General features: G+C 72.5%; 15 protein-coding genes and 1 riboswitch. Of the genes, 8 read left to right on the plus strand and 7 right to left on the minus strand.

Annotated features, from left to right (window positions below):
• Positions 1–40: 40 nt before the first annotated feature.
• Positions 41–724 carry an AAA family ATPase gene (locus ACFYW1_RS30105; RefSeq protein WP_389000094.1) on the minus strand — a complete coding sequence of 228 codons (684 nt, stop codon included), beginning with the start codon at positions 722–724 and terminating at the stop codon, positions 41–43.
• Positions 725–883: 159 nt separating this feature from the next.
• Positions 884–981: riboswitch (glycine riboswitch) on the plus strand.
• A gap of 141 nt (positions 982–1122) precedes the next feature.
• On the opposite strand from ACFYW1_RS30105, the gene gcvT reads away from it, so the two are divergent.
• The 4 genes from gcvT (at position 1123) to ACFYW1_RS30125 (ending at position 5530) form a co-directional block, all read left to right on the plus strand.
• Positions 1123–2238, plus strand: coding sequence for a glycine cleavage system aminomethyltransferase GcvT (gene gcvT, locus ACFYW1_RS30110; RefSeq protein WP_389000097.1), 1116 nt, complete (start codon positions 1123–1125; stop codon positions 2236–2238).
• A 92-nt stretch (positions 2239–2330) separates the two neighbouring features.
• Positions 2331–2708, plus strand: coding sequence for a glycine cleavage system protein GcvH (gcvH, locus tag ACFYW1_RS30115; RefSeq protein ID WP_376221987.1), 378 nt, complete (start codon positions 2331–2333; stop codon positions 2706–2708).
• A 22-nt stretch (positions 2709–2730) separates the two neighbouring features.
• A complete protein-coding gene (gene glyA, locus ACFYW1_RS30120) occupies positions 2731–3990 on the plus strand; it encodes a serine hydroxymethyltransferase (protein WP_389000101.1) in 1260 nt (419 codons plus the stop codon).
• A gap of 157 nt (positions 3991–4147) precedes the next feature.
• Positions 4148–5530, plus strand: a complete 1383-nt coding sequence (locus ACFYW1_RS30125; protein ID WP_389000104.1) for an L-serine ammonia-lyase — start codon at positions 4148–4150, stop codon at positions 5528–5530.
• A gap of 64 nt (positions 5531–5594) precedes the next feature.
• Here ACFYW1_RS30125 and ACFYW1_RS30130 read toward each other — a convergent pair whose 3' ends face one another.
• Complete coding sequence (locus ACFYW1_RS30130) at positions 5595–6635, minus strand: hypothetical protein (RefSeq protein ID WP_389000107.1); 1041 nt, start codon at positions 6633–6635, stop codon at positions 5595–5597.
• A gap of 172 nt (positions 6636–6807) precedes the next feature.
• Between ACFYW1_RS30130 and ACFYW1_RS30135 the strand changes: the two genes are divergently transcribed.
• Positions 6808–8673, plus strand: a complete 1866-nt coding sequence (locus tag ACFYW1_RS30135; RefSeq protein WP_389000110.1) for a caspase family protein — start codon at positions 6808–6810, stop codon at positions 8671–8673.
• Between the two features lie 2 nt (positions 8674–8675).
• Here the strand turns inward: ACFYW1_RS30135 and ACFYW1_RS30140 are convergent, their stop codons facing one another.
• The 5 genes from ACFYW1_RS30140 to ACFYW1_RS30160 form a co-directional block, all read right to left on the minus strand.
• Complete coding sequence (locus ACFYW1_RS30140) at positions 8676–11510, minus strand: CHAT domain-containing protein (RefSeq protein WP_389000113.1); 2835 nt, start codon at positions 11508–11510, stop codon at positions 8676–8678.
• Positions 11511–11512: 2 nt separating this feature from the next.
• Positions 11513–12187: an RES family NAD+ phosphorylase gene (locus tag ACFYW1_RS30145; protein WP_389000116.1), complete on the minus strand. Its 675-nt coding sequence runs from the start codon at positions 12185–12187 to the stop codon at positions 11513–11515.
• Positions 12188–12190: 3 nt separating this feature from the next.
• Positions 12191–12880 (minus strand): hypothetical protein, encoded by a 690-nt coding sequence (locus tag ACFYW1_RS30150; RefSeq protein WP_389000119.1) that lies wholly within the window; start codon positions 12878–12880, stop codon positions 12191–12193.
• Positions 12871–13950, minus strand: a complete 1080-nt coding sequence (locus ACFYW1_RS30155; protein WP_389000122.1) for a hypothetical protein — start codon at positions 13948–13950, stop codon at positions 12871–12873. Before ACFYW1_RS30155 ends, ACFYW1_RS30150 begins: the two co-directional genes overlap by 10 nt.
• Positions 13951–14175: 225 nt before the next feature.
• Positions 14176–15468 carry a cytochrome P450 gene (locus ACFYW1_RS30160; RefSeq protein ID WP_389000125.1) on the minus strand — a complete coding sequence of 431 codons (1293 nt, stop codon included), beginning with the start codon at positions 15466–15468 and terminating at the stop codon, positions 14176–14178.
• A gap of 427 nt (positions 15469–15895) precedes the next feature.
• Between ACFYW1_RS30160 and ACFYW1_RS30165 the strand changes: the two genes are divergently transcribed.
• The 3 genes from ACFYW1_RS30165 (at position 15896) to ACFYW1_RS30175 (ending at position 17389) form a co-directional block, all read left to right on the plus strand.
• On the plus strand, positions 15896–16228 hold the full coding sequence (locus ACFYW1_RS30165) for a hypothetical protein (RefSeq protein ID WP_389000128.1): 333 nt from the start codon (positions 15896–15898) through the stop codon (positions 16226–16228).
• Between the two features lie 168 nt (positions 16229–16396).
• Positions 16397–16708 (plus strand): pore-forming ESAT-6 family protein, encoded by a 312-nt coding sequence (locus ACFYW1_RS30170; protein ID WP_148835891.1) that lies wholly within the window; start codon positions 16397–16399, stop codon positions 16706–16708.
• A 267-nt stretch (positions 16709–16975) separates the two neighbouring features.
• Positions 16976–17389, plus strand: a complete 414-nt coding sequence (locus tag ACFYW1_RS30175; RefSeq protein ID WP_389000131.1) for a DUF6507 family protein — start codon at positions 16976–16978, stop codon at positions 17387–17389.
• The last annotated feature ends 85 nt before the right edge of the window (positions 17390–17474 follow it).

The raw sequence follows: 17474 nt of genomic DNA on the forward strand, positions 1-17474 counted from the left end.
GCCCCGGCGGCCCCGGCTCCCCTCCGCCGCCTCCGGTCGCTCAGCCGCCGGGCTCGGTGAACCCGATCCGGTCCAGCCTCCCCGCCGCCTCCCGGTCCAGCAGCACCGCCGAGGCACAGCCGGGCGGCAGCAGGCCGGCCTCGGTGGCCCGCAGCAGCCGGGCGACGGCCCTGCGGTGCCGGGCGAACGCGTAGCCGGACACCCCGCGCCCGCGCTCCCGCTGGCCCTCCCGCGCCGTCTGCGGCGTGACGTCGAGCAGGATCAGGTGCAGGCCGCGGCCCCGGCGCCGGGCGTCCCGGGCCAGCCAGCCGCGCACCCAGGACTGGGTTCCGCAGTCGTGGACGACGACGGACTTCCCCGAGCGCAGCGCCCGTCGCAGCCCCCAGTAGTGGGCGGCGCGGACGAGCGGCCGGTAGAGGGCGTACGGGAGTAAGCGGGGCATCATCCCCGCCCAGCGGTCGCGGGTGTCCTGCGAGTCGATCGCGTGTGCCGCCGTCACCGCCCGCCGGATGAGCGTCGACTTGCCGCTGCCCGGCAGCCCGGAGACCACCACCACGTCGCCCGGCGCGAAGTCCAGGGCGCGCGGGCCGCCCCCCGTCCGCTCCCGCAGGTCCCGCACGACGGGCGCGTGCGGGCCGAGCGCCTCCCTGACCGGGGCTCCCGGCTGTGCGGGCATCGCTCCGTGCGCGGTGCCCGCGGTCGTCGCGTATCGCCGCAACGTCATCACCCTCCCCCTGTACGGGTCCCCCACGTATGCCCTTGAAGTGTAAAGAAAAGGTAATGCGGCACAACTGTCCGCACCGCCGGATCCCGCGGAGGGACCGACGCCCCACTCCGGGCCGATGCGTGCGATGATGACCCGGCCAACTACATACAGGCCGTTTGAATCCGCGCGGGAGAGTTCCGGTCACCGCGTGTGCCGGGCGCCGAAGGAGCAAGTTCCTCCCTTGAATCTCTCAGGCCCCGTACCGTGCGGATGAGGCAGATCTGAAAAGCGGGCCGCCCTGCGGCTCCACCCAAGGTGCAAGCCGCCCCCGTTCAGGGGCTCCCGGCGAACCTCTCAGGTTCCGATGACAGATGGGGAGGGATCGTCCTCGTCGTCATGCCCCGGGAGTCACATCCATGAGCACCGCCCCCCGTCTCACCGCCCTCGATGCCCTGCACCGTTCGCTGGGTGCGACCATGACCGATTTCGCCGGCTGGGACATGCCCCTGCGCTACGGCAGCGAGCGCGACGAGCACAACGCGGTCCGCACCCGGGCCGGTCTCTTCGACCTGTCGCACATGGGCGAGATCACCGTCACCGGTCCCGAGGCCGCGGCCTTCCTGAACTTCGCGCTGGTCGGCAACATCGGCACCGTCGCCACGGGCCGCGCCCGCTACACGATGATCTGCGCCGAGGACGGCGGCATCCTGGACGACCTGATCGTCTACCGGCTCGGGGAGACCGAGTATCTGGTCGTCGCGAACGCCGGCAACGCCCAGATCGTGCTGGACGCGCTGACCGCGCGGGCCGAGGGCTTCGACGCCGAGGTGCGCGACGACCGCGACGCCTACGCGCTGCTCGCCGTCCAGGGCCCGGAGTCCCCCGCCATCCTGGCCTCCGTCACCGACGCCGACCTGGACAGCCTGAAGTACTACGCCGGTCTGCCCGGCACCGTCGCCGGTGTCCCCGCGCTGATCGCCCGCACCGGCTACACCGGCGAGGACGGCTTCGAGCTGTTCGTCGCCCCCGAGCACGCCGAGCAGCTGTGGAAGGCGCTGACCGAGGCGGGCGCCTCCCGCGGCCTGATCCCGTGCGGGCTCTCCTGCCGCGACACGCTGCGCCTGGAGGCCGGCATGCCGCTGTACGGGCACGAGCTGACCACGGCTCTGACCCCGTTCGACGCCGGTCTCGGCCGGGTCGTGAAGTTCGAGAAGGAGGGCGACTTCGTCGGCCGCAAGGCCCTGGAGGCCGCCGCCGGGCGCGCCGAGACCGCCCCGCCGCGCAAGCTGGTCGGGCTGGTCGCCGAGGGCCGCCGGGTGCCCCGCGCCGGCTTCTCCGTCGTCGCCGACGGCCAGGTCATCGGCGAGGTCACCTCCGGCGCCCCGTCGCCCACCCTCGGCAAGCCGATCGCCATGGCGTACGTGGACGCCGCGCACGCCGCGCCCGGCACCGCGGGCGTCGGAGTGGACATCCGGGGCACCCACGAGCCGTACGAGGTCGTGGCCCTGCCGTTCTACAAGCGCCGGAAGTGACCCCCGCACCTCCTCAAAAGTGACGTATTCGCGTCTCACGTCTTAAGACCACCGTTCAACAGCACTCCCCCGCGTACAGGAGAATTCAGGTCATGAGCAACCCCCAGCAGCTGCGTTACAGCAAGGAGCACGAGTGGCTGTCGGCCGTCGAGGACGGTGTGGCCACGATCGGCATCACCGAGTTCGCCGCCAACGCGCTCGGCGACGTCGTCTACGCCCAGCTCCCGGAGGTCGGTGACACGGTGACCGCGGGCGAGACCTGCGGCGAGCTGGAGTCGACCAAGTCCGTCAGCGACCTGTACTCCCCGGTGACCGGCGAGGTCACCGAGGCGAACCAGGACGTCGTGGACGACCCGTCGCTGGTGAACTCCGCCCCCTTCGAGGGCGGCTGGCTGTTCAAGGTGCGCGTCGCGGAGGAGCCGGAGGACCTGCTCTCCGCCGACGAGTACACCGAGTTCTCCGGCAACTAAAGAGACCCCAAGGGACCATCTGATGTCGCTTCTCAACTCCTCCCTCCACGAGCTGGACCCGGACGTCGCCGCCGCCGTCGACGCCGAGCTCCACCGACAGCAGTCCACCCTCGAAATGATCGCCTCGGAGAACTTCGCTCCGGTCGCGGTCATGGAGGCCCAGGGCTCCGTCCTCACCAACAAGTACGCCGAGGGCTACCCCGGCCGCCGCTACTACGGCGGCTGCGAGCACGTCGACGTCGTCGAGCAGATCGCCATCGACCGGATCAAGGCGCTGTTCGGCGCCGAGGCCGCGAACGTCCAGCCGCACTCCGGTGCGCAGGCCAACGCCGCCGCGATGTTCGCGCTGCTGAAGCCGGGCGACACGATCATGGGCCTGAACCTGGCCCACGGCGGTCACCTGACCCACGGCATGAAGATCAACTTCTCCGGCAAGCTCTACAACGTGGTCCCCTACCACGTCGACGAGACCGGCGTCGTGGACATGGCCGAGGTCGAGCGGCTGGCCAAGGAGTCCAAGCCGAAGCTGATCGTCGCCGGCTGGTCCGCGTACCCCCGTCAGCTGGACTTCGCCGCGTTCCGCCGGATCGCGGACGAGGTCGGCGCGTACCTGATGGTCGACATGGCGCACTTCGCCGGTCTGGTGGCCGCGGGCCTGCACCCCAACCCGGTGCCGCACGCCCACGTCGTCACCACCACCACGCACAAGACCCTCGGCGGTCCGCGCGGCGGTGTCATCCTGTCGACGCAGGAGCTGGCCAAGAAGATCAACTCCGCGGTCTTCCCGGGCCAGCAGGGCGGTCCGCTGGAGCACGTGATCGCGGCCAAGGCGGTCTCCTTCAAGGTCGCGGCCTCCGAGGAGTTCAAGGAGCGCCAGCAGCGCACCCTGGAGGGTGCCCGCATCCTCGCCGAGCGCCTGGTGCAGCCGGACGTCACCGAGGTCGGCGTCTCCGTGCTGTCCGGCGGCACGGACGTGCACCTGGTCCTCGTCGACCTGCGCGACTCCGAGCTGGACGGCCAGCAGGCCGAGGACCGGCTCCACGAGATCGGCATCACGGTCAACCGGAACGCCGTCCCGAACGACCCGCGCCCGCCGATGGTCACCTCGGGCCTGCGGATCGGCACGCCGGCCCTGGCCACCCGCGGTTTCGGGGCCGAGGACTTCACCGAGGTCGCGGAGATCATCGCGGCCGCGCTCAAGCCGTCCTACGACGCGGACGCGCTGAAGGCCCGGGTCGTCGCACTGGCCGAGAAGTTCCCGCTGTACTCCGGTCTGAAGTAGTCCGGACGAGTTCTGGTAACACGCCGGAACGGGGCATCGCGCACACTGGTCGGTGAGCGCGGTGCCCCATCCCATGCCCCGCCGCCCTGCGGACCGGCCGGCCCGTACCCGCACCACCCGGCAGACAACGACGTCTACCAACCCTGAGGAGTCACCCGTGGCCATCTCGGTCTTCGACCTGTTCTCGATCGGCATCGGCCCGTCCAGCTCCCATACGGTCGGCCCGATGCGCGCCGCCCGCATGTTCGCGCGCCGGCTGAAGAACGACGGGCTGATCGCCCACACCGCCTCCATACGGGCCGAGCTCTACGGCTCGCTCGGGGCGACCGGGCACGGCCACGGCACGCCCAAGGCGGTCCTGCTCGGTCTGGAGGGCGAGTCGCCCCGCACCGTCGACGTGGAGAGCGCCGACGAGCGGGTGGAGCACATCCGTGCCACCGGCCGGATCAACCTCCTCGGCATGCACGAGATCGCCTTCGACGCCGACGAGCAGCTGGTCCTGCACCGCCGCAAGGCACTGCCGTACCACGCCAACGGCATGACGGTCAGCGCCTTCGACCACGACGGCGGGACGCTGCTGCACAAGACGTACTACTCGGTCGGCGGCGGCTTCGTCGTCGACGAGGACGCGGTGGGCGAGGACCGGATCGTCCTCGACGACACCGTGCTGAAGCACCCCTTCCGCACCGGCGACGAGCTGCTGCGGCTCTCCCGGGACACCGGCCTGTCCATCTCCTCGCTGATGCTGGAGAACGAGAGGGCCTGGCGCACCGAGGACGAGATCCGCTCGGGCCTGCTGGACATCTGGCGCGTCATGCAGGCCTGCGTCTCGCGCGGCATGGCCCGCGAGGGCATCCTGCCCGGCGGCCTCAAGGTCCGCCGCCGCGCCGCGAACACCGCCCGCCAGCTGCGCGCCGAGGGCGACCCGCAGACCCACGCGATGGAGTGGATCACCCTCTACGCGATGGCGGTCAACGAGGAGAACGCGGCGGGCGGCCGGGTCGTCACCGCGCCGACCAACGGCGCCGCGGGCATCATCCCGGCCGTGCTGCACTACTACATGAACTTCGCGGCCGGCGGCGCCACCGAGGCGGAGAAGGAGGACGGGGTCGTCCGCTTCCTCCTCGCCGCCGGGGCCATCGGCATGCTCTTCAAGGAGAACGCCTCCATCTCCGGCGCCGAGGTCGGCTGCCAGGGCGAGGTCGGCTCCGCCTGCTCCATGGCCGCGGGCGCCCTCGCCGAGGTCCTCGGCGGCACCCCCGAGCAGGTCGAGAACGCCGCCGAGATCGGCATGGAGCACAACCTCGGCCTGACCTGCGACCCGGTCGGCGGGCTCGTCCAGATCCCCTGCATCGAGCGCAACGGCATGGCCGCGGTCAAGGCCGTCACGGCGGCGAAGATGGCGCTGCGCGGCGACGGCAGTCACAAGGTCTCCCTCGACAAGGTCATCAAGACCATGAAGGAGACGGGCGCGGACATGTCCGTGAAGTACAAGGAGACCGCGCGCGGCGGTCTCGCGGTGAACATCATCGAGTGCTGAGAGCCGCGGGCCCGCCCGCGCGGCGGCCCGCGGTCTCCCCGGTCCGCCGCGCGGGCGCCCGCGGTCACGGCACCGGGCGGCCCCGCAGCGTCACCCCGTACCTCGTGCGCAGCCGGACGATCTCCCACCACGCCACCGCCGACACCGATGCCGGGCCGCCGATCAGGGCGCAGATCTGGATGAGCGGCGGCCCCGGCGGCATGCCGCCCATGGCCAGGTTGACGGCCGCCAGTTCCCACACCAGCACGCCCGTCAGCAGGGCCGGGAGCGCGGCATGCACCTCGGAGGTGCCGAACACGGTGCGGACCACCGTCCCCGAGGCGAACAGGACGAAGAAGAACGCCCAGATCACCAGGGCGAGCAGGGGGAACGTGACGAGCGGGGTGAACCAGTAGTCCTCCATGCTCTCGCCGACGAGCACCATGACCGCGAAGAGCAGCGGCACGGCCGTGAACGCGCCGAAGTACCGGAGGGCCAGCCGCATGGCGGGGCGCAGCCGGGCCCGCATGCCCGCCCGGGCGGTCACGGGCACCATCCGGAACAGGGCCGTGATCACCAGGGGTGCGGTGAACAGCAGCAGCCACGGGGTGACGGCGAGCCGGAAGGCGTACTGCTCCTGCACCTCCTCGAAGTCCGCCGCGGTGCCGTAGAGGACGAGGATCAGCAGGGACATGGCCAGTGCGGTCCAGGCCCTGATCTTCTGCACCCGCATCACCTGCGGGTCCACGATGCGCCGGTGGGCGTGCGGGGGGAACCTCAGATGTGCCTGCCGGCGGGCCGAGCGGGCCAGCGGATAGGACACCAGCAGGACCACCGCGAAGGGCAGGAAGCAGAAGATGAGCAGGGCCCACACGCACCCGTGGACGGGCAGCCGGCGCAGCAGCTCCGCCAGCGGGGGCCAGTCGCCCTCGCGGAGCTCCTGCCACAGCGAGCGGGGCGGTCCGTAGGGACCGTACGGCGGCTGTCCCGGGGGCGGGTACGGCCCCGGGTACGGGTAGGGGAACGGAGGGGGGCCGGGCTGCGGCGGCACGCCGGGCGGCGGGGGCGGCTGCCCTCCGTTCGGCTGCCATGCCGGGCCGTACGGATTGTGTCCCCCGAAAGTCACGCCGTTTTCCTTCCTGAGCCGTGGGAAGCATGTGGTGCGGAACGATCCTGGCGGTTCCTCGCCCCCAGTCAACATCCGACGCCACGGCCGGACACGCGGTTGCGCGCGGACGCCCGGCAACCGCCCCGAAAACGCCCTGCCCGTGCCCCGCCGGCCCTGGCAGGATCACCGCATGCGAACCGTGTACGCACTCCTGGTGGGCATCGACGACTATCCGGACAAGCCGCTGAGTGGCTGTGTCAACGACGTGACGGAGGCGGAGAGTTGGCTGCGCGAACAGGGCGGCCAGAGGGTCTCGGTCCGGCGACTGCGCAACGCGGAGGCGACCAGGGCGGCCGTGGTCGACGGCATCGGGACGCACCTTGGGCGCAGCGGTCCGGGGGACACCGCGCTGTTGTGGTTCAGCGGGCACGGCAGCGAGCACGAGAGCGACGACCCCCGGACGGCGACCGGCATGAGCCAGGCACTCGTGTGCTCCGACAGCCTCGACGAGGGCGGGCAGCCGCTGCTCCGGGACACCGAACTCGGCGCTCTCCTCGACGGGATCGCGGCGGGCGGCGCCCATGTCGTGGCCGTCCTCGACTGCTGCCACGCCGGCGGCGCGAGCCGCAAGCCGCCGCCCGGTACGCGCTCGCGGGGTGTGGTCTGGCGGCCGTGGTGGCGCACGGACGGCACGCGGGCCGTGGGGGCGTCGGGGACCGTGGGGGCGGGTTCCCGCCGGCACGTGCTGCTCGCCGCGTGCCGGGAGCAGGAGTCCGCGTACGAGGCGCTGGTCGACGGCAGACACCACGGGTACTTCAGTCATTCGCTGGTGCACGTGCTGCGCCGGCTCGGTCCGGCCGCCGCGTACGGGAAGGTGCACTCCCTCGTCGAGGAGCGGGTGCGCAGCCGGCAGCCCACGCAACATCCCGAGCTGCACAGTTCGGATCTGCGCGGTCCGGAGCACCTGCGTTTCCTGCACGGCGACGCGCTGCCCGTGCCTCCGTTCCTGCTCCGGCACACGGTGTCGGGGTGGGAGGTCAACTGCGGCTCCGCGCACGGGCTCCGGTCCGCGGGGGCCGAGTTCGCCCTGGTCGACGAGGACGGTGCCCGGCGGGCCGGCGGGCCGCGGACGGTGGCCGTGCGGACGGTGCGTCCCGAGTCGGCGCTGGTGGAACCGGTCGGCTGGGTGCCGGGGCCGGGCGATCTCACGACGGTGCACGGGGTGACGCCGTCGGCGCCGGCGTTCCCCCCGGCCGCGGTGACGGTCGTCGGGGATCCCGCCGCCGTCGGCATGATGAGGGCTGCGATGGAGGGCGCGCCGATGCTGTCCACCGGTGGGGAAGGGCTGTCGCTGCGGCTGGAGGTCGGGGCGGGCACGGCCCGGGTGACCGGGGGCGACGGGCATCCGGTCGCCCCGCTGCCGCTGCGGTCACCGGCCGACGCCGCCCGGGTGGCCGACTGCCTGTCCCACATCGCGCGTTGGCACCTGCTGAAGAACCTGGAGAACCCCGACCCGTGGCTGTCCTCGCTGGTGCGGGTGACGGTCGAACCGCTGGTCGGCGACCTCCGGCACACGGCTGGGGGCGAGATCGTGTGTTCGTACACGCCGGACGGCCGGGAACCGCAGGTGATGGTGCGGGTCCACAACGACTCCCCGCTCATGCTGTGGGGCGTGCTGCTCGATCTGGCGGACGACTACGAATCGTCGACCGGCCTGTTCGAGGGCGACTTCGTGGCGTCCGGGCACGCGGGGACGGCGCGGCGCGGCGAACCGGTGTGGCTGCGGCTGCCGCCCGGCCGTTCCCTGGTGCGGGGCTCGTTCGCCCGGGACTGGCTGCGGCTGATCGTCGCCGAGAACGAGCTGAACGTCGCCCCGTTCCGGTTGCCGGCCTGGTCCCCGGACGGGGCGGGTGCGGGGCGCGGTGGCGCGGACCCGGAGAACGGGGGCAGGTTGCTGCGGCTGGTTCCGCCGGGTTCCCGGACCGCGGGCGGACCGGCCCACGACGTGGGCCGGTGGGGCACCGCAGTGGTGGCGATCCGCACCGAGCTGCCCTGACATCACCGGCCGAGGTGGGTGAACCCGGCCCAGCCGGTCGGATCGGCGGCGTCGATCAGCGGAACCCGTGCCGCCATGTCCGCGGGCATCCCGGCCGGTGTCCTGCGGTTCTTGTCGAGCATCCACAACTGGGCGTCGCGCAGGGCCTGTCCGGGGGTCCGGCGCTCGCGGCGCATGTAGTGGTGGGTCATGTACATCAGTACGGACGTGGCCTCGTCCGGCACCGGCCACAGGGAGCCGAGCACCGAGCGCGCCCCCGCCACGAGGAACGCGGTGGACAGGCTGTACGCCTCGTCGTGGCCGTGCCCGGACACGTTGGTGCTGCACGCCGCGAGCACCACGAGTTCCAGGTGGCGGTACCGGGCGGTGCCCTCGGTCAGTTCCTCGGCGTTCAGGTCGCCGCCGGACAGTTTGAGGTACGCGCTGTTGCGGCCTCCCCGGCGCACCTCGCCGTGGCAGGCCAGGTGCAGCATCCCGCCGTGCTGCCGGCCCAGCCAGTCGAGCACGGCGGCGGGCGTGGCGGTGCCGGGGCCGAGGAACTCTCCGTCCGGGTAGAACGTGCGGAAGATCGCTTCGGCCTCCTTGCCCGCGTGGTACAGATCGCGGGTCGGGTCGCCGACGACGAGGGCCTGCCGGACGCCGGCGGAGGGCCGGCCGGCCACCTCGCACAGCAGGCGGGCGGAGGGGGTGTACGAGATCTCCGCCTCGTGGCACGCGTACCGCGGTGTGCCACGGCGGTCGGGCAGGCGCGCGGCGTGCCAGGGCACGGCGCCCAGCTCCGCCATCGGCACCAGCACCACGGCCGGGGGCCGGCCCGGCCCGCCGGACAGTGCCTTGAGCAGGGGCCCCATCACCGCCCGTCCCGCCCATGCGCACAGCCGCTCCAGCACGGCGCGGCCCTCGTCCGGGGTGGGCGGCTGCGGCCGGGACGCGCTCGCGGTGGGCGGTCCGCCCGCGGTGCGGCCGGGTGACCCGATGGCTTGATACTCCGTCAGAGGGCTTGCGGAGAGGGTGAGTTCGGGAAGGCGAAGGGTCTTGGTGGTGCCGTCGGCACGGATGATCAGCGCCGTTCCGGGCACGCCGTCGCCGCCGGGCACCAGGTAGACCAGCGCGGCACGGTCCATGGCGCGCAGCGCCCGGCCGATGTCCGCGAGCTCGGGGACGTCCAGCAGTTGCCGCCGGTGCGGGGAGGCGGCGAGGGCCTGGAGCACCCGGCGCCGCAGCCGGCTGGAGGGGCCCTGGGCCGCGCGCGGGGCGGGCACGACGGCCCCCGGCTCCGGGTCGGGCGCGGCGCCGCCCGCGGCCCGCCACTCGTCGGCCAGGTCGTCCTGGCCGAGGGCGTGCAGCATGCCGGGGACGGTCGTGGCGACGGTCGCCGCGTGCAGGACGAGGCCGCGCCCGGCGTCCAGGGCGCGTACGGCCTCGTCGTGGACGCCGTCGGCCAGGCACCAGCGGGCCACGTCGAGCGCCTGCTCACCGGCCCGGCGGCCGGTCTCGGCGGCGTGCGCGGTACCGGACTGGAGCAGGACGCCCCAGGTGGCGGCGCGCAGGGCGTCGAGGCCGATGCGGCGGGCCTCGGCGTGGTTGAGGCGGGTGGCCCGGGCGCCGAGCACCTGGTTGTCGGCGCGGACCCGGTAGCCGGAGGCCAGGGACATCCCGAGGGAGTTCCACAACGGGTGCGCCGGGCCGCCGGCCAGGCGCCGGGTGTGCTTCAGCCAGGAGATGCCCTGGTCGATGTGGCCGGGGCGGTCGGCGGGCGGGACCGACGCCGTCCCGCCGAGCATGAGGTGGGCGGAGCCGAGCACCTGGGCATTGCGGAGCCAGCGCTCGTCGTCGGGTTCGAGGAGGTCCAGGGCGTCGTGGAGCAGTTCCATGGCCTCGACGGCGCCCCGGGCGTTGCCCGCGAGCAGGGCCCTGCCGACGCTGCTGATGCCCGCCTCGCCGAGCCGGTCGGCCCGCCCCTCGCGCGGCAGCAGCGCGACCTGCCGCCGCACCTCGTCCAGGTCGGGGGTGGCCACCATGCCGGAGGAGTCGGGCAGGAACCGTCCGGTGCGCCGGGCGCGCAGGATCTCCAGGTTGGCCCGGGCGACGTCGAGGTTGGACTCCATCCCGAGCCGGTCCATGTGGTCGGGAGGCAGCTGCGCGACGACGGCCTCCAACTCGCCGATGTGCCGGGCCAGTGCGGTCTCGTCCTCGCGCCGGGTGGCCTGGTGCGAGCGGAACACGGCGAGTTGCCCGTCGATCCCGAGGCGCGTCCCGGCGTCGAAGGCCGGCGAGTCCCTCAGCCGGGCCATGTCCTCCACGGCCGAGTCGAAGTCGTCCTCGCCGCCGCCGTTCTGGGCGAGGTGGGCGCGGAGTCCGGCGTGGGCCAGGTCGAGCGCGTCGCGTTGCGGACTGTCGGCCGGGAAGGCGGCGCGGGACTGCTCGATCCGGGCGAGCGCCGTCTCCATGTCGGCGGGGTCCTCGATCCGTTGCAGCCCGGAGGTGCTGCCGATGGTCGTGACCGTGGCCCGCCACTGGCCGTCCGGGCCGTGGGCGTCGGCCTCCGCCATGAGCTCGTCCAGCTGCCGCTGGTCGCCGACGTGTTGGTGGTACCGCAGCATCGGCAGGACGGAGAGGATCTGCCCGGCGCGCATGCCCGACAGCGCGGTGCCGCGCGGAAGGTTGCTCCAGTCGGTGTGGAGCCGCTCCCATGCCTCCTCGGCGGTGGCGCAGCCGAGCCGGTCGAGGACCAGGTCGGCGACCTTGGTGAGGTCCTGGGCGGCGGTCCTGCCCCCGGTCAGCGACTGCTGGATCTCGTACATGATCGACTGGAGGTCGTACGGCTTCGCCTGCATGTCTAGAGCATCCGTCCCTGCTGTCGTGGCGCGGTCCGCGTGCGGTACGGGGCGAGGACCCCGTTCAGCCACTGCTCGCCGTCCTCGGTGCCGAAGTCGATCCGGGCGGCGCCGGTGGGTTCGAGGGGCGGTTCGCCGCACCGGTCCTGGAACAGGACCGCCACCCGGTCGGCGGGCTCCCGTTTGGAGGGCCAGACGAAGCCCTGGGCCCAGGGGGCGGTCCGGCGGCGGATCCAGTGGCCCCAGTCGCGGGTCTGCGGGTAGTCCGCGCCCTCGGCGTGCACCAGCCACGAGTCCTGCGCGACCGCCGCCAGGTCCCTGCCGGACATCAGCGGCACCACGTCCACGTCGGTGGCCAGGCGCAGGAAGGACAGGCTGCGGTCCTCGAAGGAGGCGCGCGGGAGCAGGCGCGTGCCGCCGTCGCCGTCGAAGGGGATCGAGCGCAGCAGCACCTCGCACACGGCGGCGCCGACGCCGAACCCGATGTAGAGGAAGCCGTACGTGTCGTACGGGGTGCTGTCGAAGCGTCCGCCGTAGTAGAAGGCGTGCGCGGGCCGGGGGTTGAAGGCGAGCGCGTCCCGGTGGGTGCTGTGGACGCGGTGGACGGGGGTGCCCGCGGGCAGGGTGACGCGCTCCGGCTCGCCGGGCAGTTGTTCGGGGGGCGGGTACTTGGGCACGGTCTACCACTCCCCGCCCGTGACGGTGAGCGTGCGTGCCGCGCCCAGGATTTCGGGGTCCCGGCCCTGCCCGAGGAGGCGGGCGGGGGCGGTGCCCGTCCACGCGTTCGCGGAGAGCCACCAGTCGGCAACGCCCCAGGGGTCCCGGTCGGCGTGCAGTACGTCGGCCACCTCCAGGACGACCTGCCACGGCATGGTTCCGGCCTCGAACTGGAAGGCGGGTAGCTGCCGTTCGCCGTTCTCCCGGGTCAGGACGATCAACCGGGGATCGACGGCCCCCGTCCCGGGCGGGCTCGCCGCCGGGGCCCGCAGCAGCCGTTCGCGGACCGGGCCGAGGAGCGGGCCGACCATCGGGTTGTCGTCGATCACGAGCATGCAGAGGTCCATGGCGTCGAAGCCCTGGTGGACGGCGGACGGCGAGGTGCCCACGAACCGTCCCGGGCCGCCGTCGCCGCTCAGCCGGGCCGCCTCGCCGGCCGGCAGCGCGGCGAGCACGGCCCGTACCGCCCGGTCCGCCGCGCCGTGACCGGCCTCCTCGTGGTCGCGGGCGTCCGGGGCGGGCGCTCCCAGGGCGGTGCGCACCTCGGTCAGCAGGGCGCGCAGTTCCGGGTGCGCGCCGGGGGCGAGCAGCGGTCCGAGCCGGGGCCAGTCCGCCGCGACGGCGGCGAGCAGCGCGAAGGGGTTCATCCGCATCCATGTCCTTTCCCACCGTCGGTGCCGGCCGGTGGGCCGGGGTCGGTCCGGCCGCCGAGCACCTCCGTCACCAGGTCCGCCACCAGTGGCCGGCGGACGACCAGGTGCAGTTCGCGCTCCCGGTCGAAGTCCGCCACGAGGGCCGTCCACAGGGCGCTGACGCTGTTCTCCGGGGTCAGCCCGCCGCGTCCCGCGCCGAGGAGCGGGAAGCAGACGGACCGCAGCGGCGGGGTGTGGGCGTCGCGTTCCTCCGACATCAGGGCGAGGGCGCGGGCGGCCGCGGCGGCGACGTTCTGCGGGGTGACCTCGTAGTCGTTGGTGCCGGGTCTCGGGACGGCGACCACCGCGTGGTAGATGCGCCGGACGCCCTGTCGCGCCAGGGCGCCCGGCCCGGTGGGCGCGACCGTCCCGGGCAGGACCGGGCGGTGCCGCACGCCGTGCTTCCCGCGCCATTGGGCCAGGTCGTCGTGGACGGGGTCCTCGACCACGTCGCCCGCGGCGTCGCGCACCGCCCCCGCCCGGCGCAGCGACGCCGACACGGACGCCTTGTACATCTCCGGGAGTCCCAGGTGCGTGTTGCTCGGGGAGACGATCACGTCCACGTTCCGCAGGAGTTCGACGGGGTGGATGTGCAGGGTGATGGTCAGCGGTCTCCCGGACCGGGCCAGACGCAGGGTGCGGTGCTGGAGGTGCGGGGCCGGCATGCCGTCGGTCCGCGCGGCGTCCCGGTTCCCGGTGCCGGCGATCCAGCACACCCACTCGGCGATCTGGCCGAGGACCATCTCCTCCTGGCTCTTGCGGAAGCGCTCCACGCTGAGGCCGTACACCTGGGCGGCGAGGCGGCGCCGGTCGGCGGCCGCGCGGTCGCGCATGCCGGACGCCAGTCCGAGCGTGCGCTCGGCCGCCTCCTGGAGATCGCCGCCGCCCAGCCGCGAGACGGCCGTCCGCAGCAGGTTCTCGACCTCGACGGGCCAGGCGTCGGTCACGGCACCCGGCACCGACGCGGCGGCCCTGCGCAGCAGGGGCAGGTCGAGCCCTCGGAGCCGTACCAGCCCCTCCAGGCGGACCATCTTCACCTCCTGCAAAACCGACGCAACGTCAAATGGTCCGGCACGAGTTGACATGGGCCCATGATCGTGCGGCGGCAACGGCATCACAAGGCTGGGCCGGGCCGCCCGTTCACGTTAGGCGCCGGCGAGGTGCCCGCCGGGCCGGCCGCGGGTCGGCTTCGGGTCGTCGTCGGGTCGGGCGGGGCCGGGCCCCTCGGGAGCCCGGGGCGCCGCCCCGGGCCGGCCTCAGCGCAGGTGCACCGGCAGCGACTCGATCCCGTACACGATCGACACCTTGCGGAAGGACAGGTCCTGCGGCGGGACGGCGAGCCGCATCCCGGGGAACCGCCGCACCAGGGCCGGGTAGGCCGCGCGCAGTTCCATGCGGGCCAGTTCGGCGCCCACGCAGCGGTGGATGCCGTGACCGAAGGCGAGGTGGCTCGCGGAGGGGACCCGGTCCAGGTCGAAGCGCCCGTCGTCCTCGACGTACGACGCGTCGCGGTTGGCGCCGCTCAGCGAGCAGAGCACCATGTCGCCCCGGGGAATGGTCACGCCGCCTATCTCCATGTCCCGGCGGGCGAACCGGGGGAAGGCGATCTGCACGGCGGACAGGTAGCGCAGCGCCTCCTCGACGAAAGGCGCGACCGCGGTGTCGTCCGTGCGTATTCGGTCGAACACGTCCCGGTCCCGGAGGAGTACGAGGGAGCCGAGGGCGATCGTGCTGGCGGTCGTCTCGAACCCGCCGGTGAGCACCCCGTCGGCGAGACCCGCGAGCTCCTCGTCGTCCACGTCGTCACCGTGCTCCCGCACGATCATGCCGAGCAGGCCGTCGCCCGGATTCTTCCGCTGTGCCTCGACGACGCCCCTGAAGTACTCCAGCGACTCCGACATCGCACCGAACGGCGCGGTCGCGTCGCCGAACAGGTCGAACCGGTCCATGGCCAGTTTCTGGAAGTCGTGACGGTCCTCGTACGGCACGCCGAGCAGTTCGCAGATCGTGAGGGAGGGGATCGGCAGCGCGAACGCCTGCACCAGGTCGACCGGGCCGGGCGAGGCCGCCATCGCGTCCAGGCGCTCCTCGATGATGGCGTCGATCCGGGGCGTCAGGCGCCGCAGCCGGCGCATCGTGAACTCCGGGGTGAGGATGCGGCGCAGCCGGGTGTGCACCGGGGGGTCGTTGAACCCGAGCCCGCCGGGACTCTGCTCGGCCGCCACCCCGGCGTTCGTCGCGAGGTGGGCGAAGTCGGTGCTGAACCCGTCGGCCGAGCCGAGGACCGCCTTCGACTCCTCGTATCCGCTGACCACCCAGGCGTCCATGCCGAACGGCAACGACACTTTGGAGACCGGCCTCTTCGCCCGGGTCCTGGCCAGTTTGTCCACCGGGTCCAGGCCGTCCCTGCGCATCATCATCAGCAGGTCGTCGGGGAGCAGCCTGATCGTGGAGGGTCCGATTCCGTACTTCTGGATCCTGGACAGATAGGCGCGCCCGATCCGGGCGGTGATGCGGGAGCGGAATGTCGTGGTCAATCTGCACTCCATGAGTCGTCGCGCGGTCCGCACACACGGTGCGGACGGGAGAGGGTTGTGCAGCAGGCGCGGATGTGAATACTGGCCGGCGGCGACACGGCTTGTGCCAGACCGCATTCTGTCGCAGATCGGGAGCAAGCAGAGCCTCCGAAGCAGCCGGTGACGTGGCATGCGCCACCACTGCCGCCCCCACGATGGTCGTGATCATGATCACGGCACCAGGGCCGGATGGGCCCCCCGGAAGGATGCCGCCACCGGCGGGGCCGCCCCTCCCGTCGCTCCGGCCAAGTACCGCACATCCGACTCTCATTGCGCACAGCGGACGACTGTCTCCTCTGTCACAGCCTGTCCACAGCCCCGGGATCCCGATTGCCTCCGACCCCGTCGAATTGATAGGCATGACGAAACATGTGTTCACGCAGCCTGGCAGGGGGATCGAATGAAGTTCGACATGGGGGCGCAGGTTCTGACGACTCTGTCGTCGAAGTCTCGTGGGTCGAGTGACGACCTGGGGGTGCTGATCCGTCAGCTGCTTCAGGCGGCGGCCCCGCTGGAGGGGAAGTTCCACGGTTCGGGGCGGGTGGCGTTCGACTCGTTCAAGAACCGGTCGGACGAGATCACGGCGGCGCTGAACGGTTCGCTGGCGGCTCTCCTGGGCGGTCAGTCCGGGATGGAGTCCGCGTTCGGTTCGGGTGACCAGGAGCAGGGCGACAACGCGCGGCAGCAGATGTCGAGCGCGAACTTCGACGCGGCGCGCTTCGGCGCCCGCTGACGAGGGCAGGACTCCGGTCCGTCCCGATCCGTTCCATTCCGGTTCGCTCCGTTCCGTCCCGTTCCGCAACAGCCCGTTTCACCACGGCCTGTTCCGCTCCGGCCCGTTTCGGTTCGTTCCATTCCATTGCGTTCTTTTCTGACAGGTTTTCACGGGGAGTGATTGTTGATGGCCGGTGGCACTGACCGTCGTGCGTACGACACGGGCGCGTCCGCGGACGCGCAGGGCAACATCCAGGTGGTGATCGCGCGGCTGGAGGAGGTCATCACGGCGCGCGACGGCCAGGTCAAGGCGGCGATGGCGGACTTCGCGGCCGACGGCGTGGCGGACGAGTACCACGGCAAGGAACTGCGGTGGAACCGTTCCTCGCAGGAGGTCAAGAACATCATCCAGCTGCTCAAGACGACGCTGGAGAAGAACGACGGCACCGCGCAGCACACGATCACGCGCGCCAAGGCCGCGGTCGACAACATCGGCTGAGTCCTTCGGTCGTTCTTCCCGGCTGATCCGGTCGTTCCTCTCGACCGGGTCGGCCGCTCGCGCCGCCGGACTCTTCGGCGGCGCCTCCCGGCCGATTCCGTCGGCCGACGGGGACCCGGCCGGGCCGTCCGGCCGGTCGGGGCCTTTGCCGGGATCGCCCGTCGGGTCGGTTGCCGCCCGATGGGTTCTCTTCTCGATCTCCGCGCCAGGCCCTTGGCCGGAGTCGTCCGGTTCGATGTTCTTCAGGTAGTTCACGGGGGTGTTGTGGTGACTGGGTGGGATCTGAAGCCGCAGGGTATTCAGGGTGTGCTGAAGACGACGGGTGAGACGGCGTCGAAGATTCAGACGCACGCGACGTCGTACGGGGATCATCTGACGTCGGCGGCGTCGAGTGCGGGCACGATCAGTGCCGATGCCGGCGCGGGTGGCGGGGGCGGTGGGGACGGCAAGGGCGAGGACGCCGTGGGCGGCCTGGTCGCTCTGGCCCTGTCCCAGTTCGCCGAGCACACCACCGGGGACCTGAAGTTCATCGCGGCCCGGGCCGGGAAGTCCCTGACCGGCGCGGTCGACGCCACGACCGCCTACCTCAACGGCGACCTCGAAATGGCCGCCGAGGCACAGCGCAAGGCCCTGGGCGCGGTCGACCTGGACCCGAACAAGCCCGGAGTACAGACCCGATGATCAAGCCCGAGGCCATTCCGCAGTACACCGGTGATCTGGGCCAGCTGGAGAAGGACCACGCGTCCCTGACCAAGGACGCCGGACA

The sequence above is a fragment of the Streptomyces sp. NPDC002669 genome (assembly GCF_042889165.1).
GTDB lineage: Bacteria > Actinomycetota > Actinomycetes > Streptomycetales > Streptomycetaceae > Streptomyces.

Bases quoted from the DNA above. Each gene is read 5' to 3' on its own strand.
- ACFYW1_RS30140 (WP_389000113.1), bottom strand. From the start codon at position 11,510: ATGCAGGCGAAGCCGTACGACCTCCAGTCGATCATGTACGAGATCCAG.
- ACFYW1_RS30135 (WP_389000110.1), top strand. From the start codon at position 6,808: ATGCGAACCGTGTACGCACTCCTGGTGGGCATCGACGACTATCCGGAC.
- ACFYW1_RS30155 (WP_389000122.1), bottom strand. From the start codon at position 13,950: ATGGTCCGCCTGGAGGGGCTGGTACGGCTCCGAGGGCTCGACCTGCCC.
- glyA (WP_389000101.1), top strand. From the start codon at position 2,731: ATGTCGCTTCTCAACTCCTCCCTCCACGAGCTGGACCCGGACGTCGCC.
- gcvT (WP_389000097.1), top strand. From the start codon at position 1,123: ATGAGCACCGCCCCCCGTCTCACCGCCCTCGATGCCCTGCACCGTTCG.
- ACFYW1_RS30150 (WP_389000119.1), bottom strand. From the start codon at position 12,880: ATGCGGATGAACCCCTTCGCGCTGCTCGCCGCCGTCGCGGCGGACTGG.
- ACFYW1_RS30170 (WP_148835891.1), top strand. From the start codon at position 16,397: ATGGCCGGTGGCACTGACCGTCGTGCGTACGACACGGGCGCGTCCGCG.
- ACFYW1_RS30165 (WP_389000128.1), top strand. From the start codon at position 15,896: ATGAAGTTCGACATGGGGGCGCAGGTTCTGACGACTCTGTCGTCGAAG.
- ACFYW1_RS30160 (WP_389000125.1), bottom strand. From the start codon at position 15,468: ATGGAGTGCAGATTGACCACGACATTCCGCTCCCGCATCACCGCCCGG.
- gcvH (WP_376221987.1), top strand. From the start codon at position 2,331: ATGAGCAACCCCCAGCAGCTGCGTTACAGCAAGGAGCACGAGTGGCTG.
- ACFYW1_RS30105 (WP_389000094.1), bottom strand. From the start codon at position 724: ATGACGTTGCGGCGATACGCGACGACCGCGGGCACCGCGCACGGAGCG.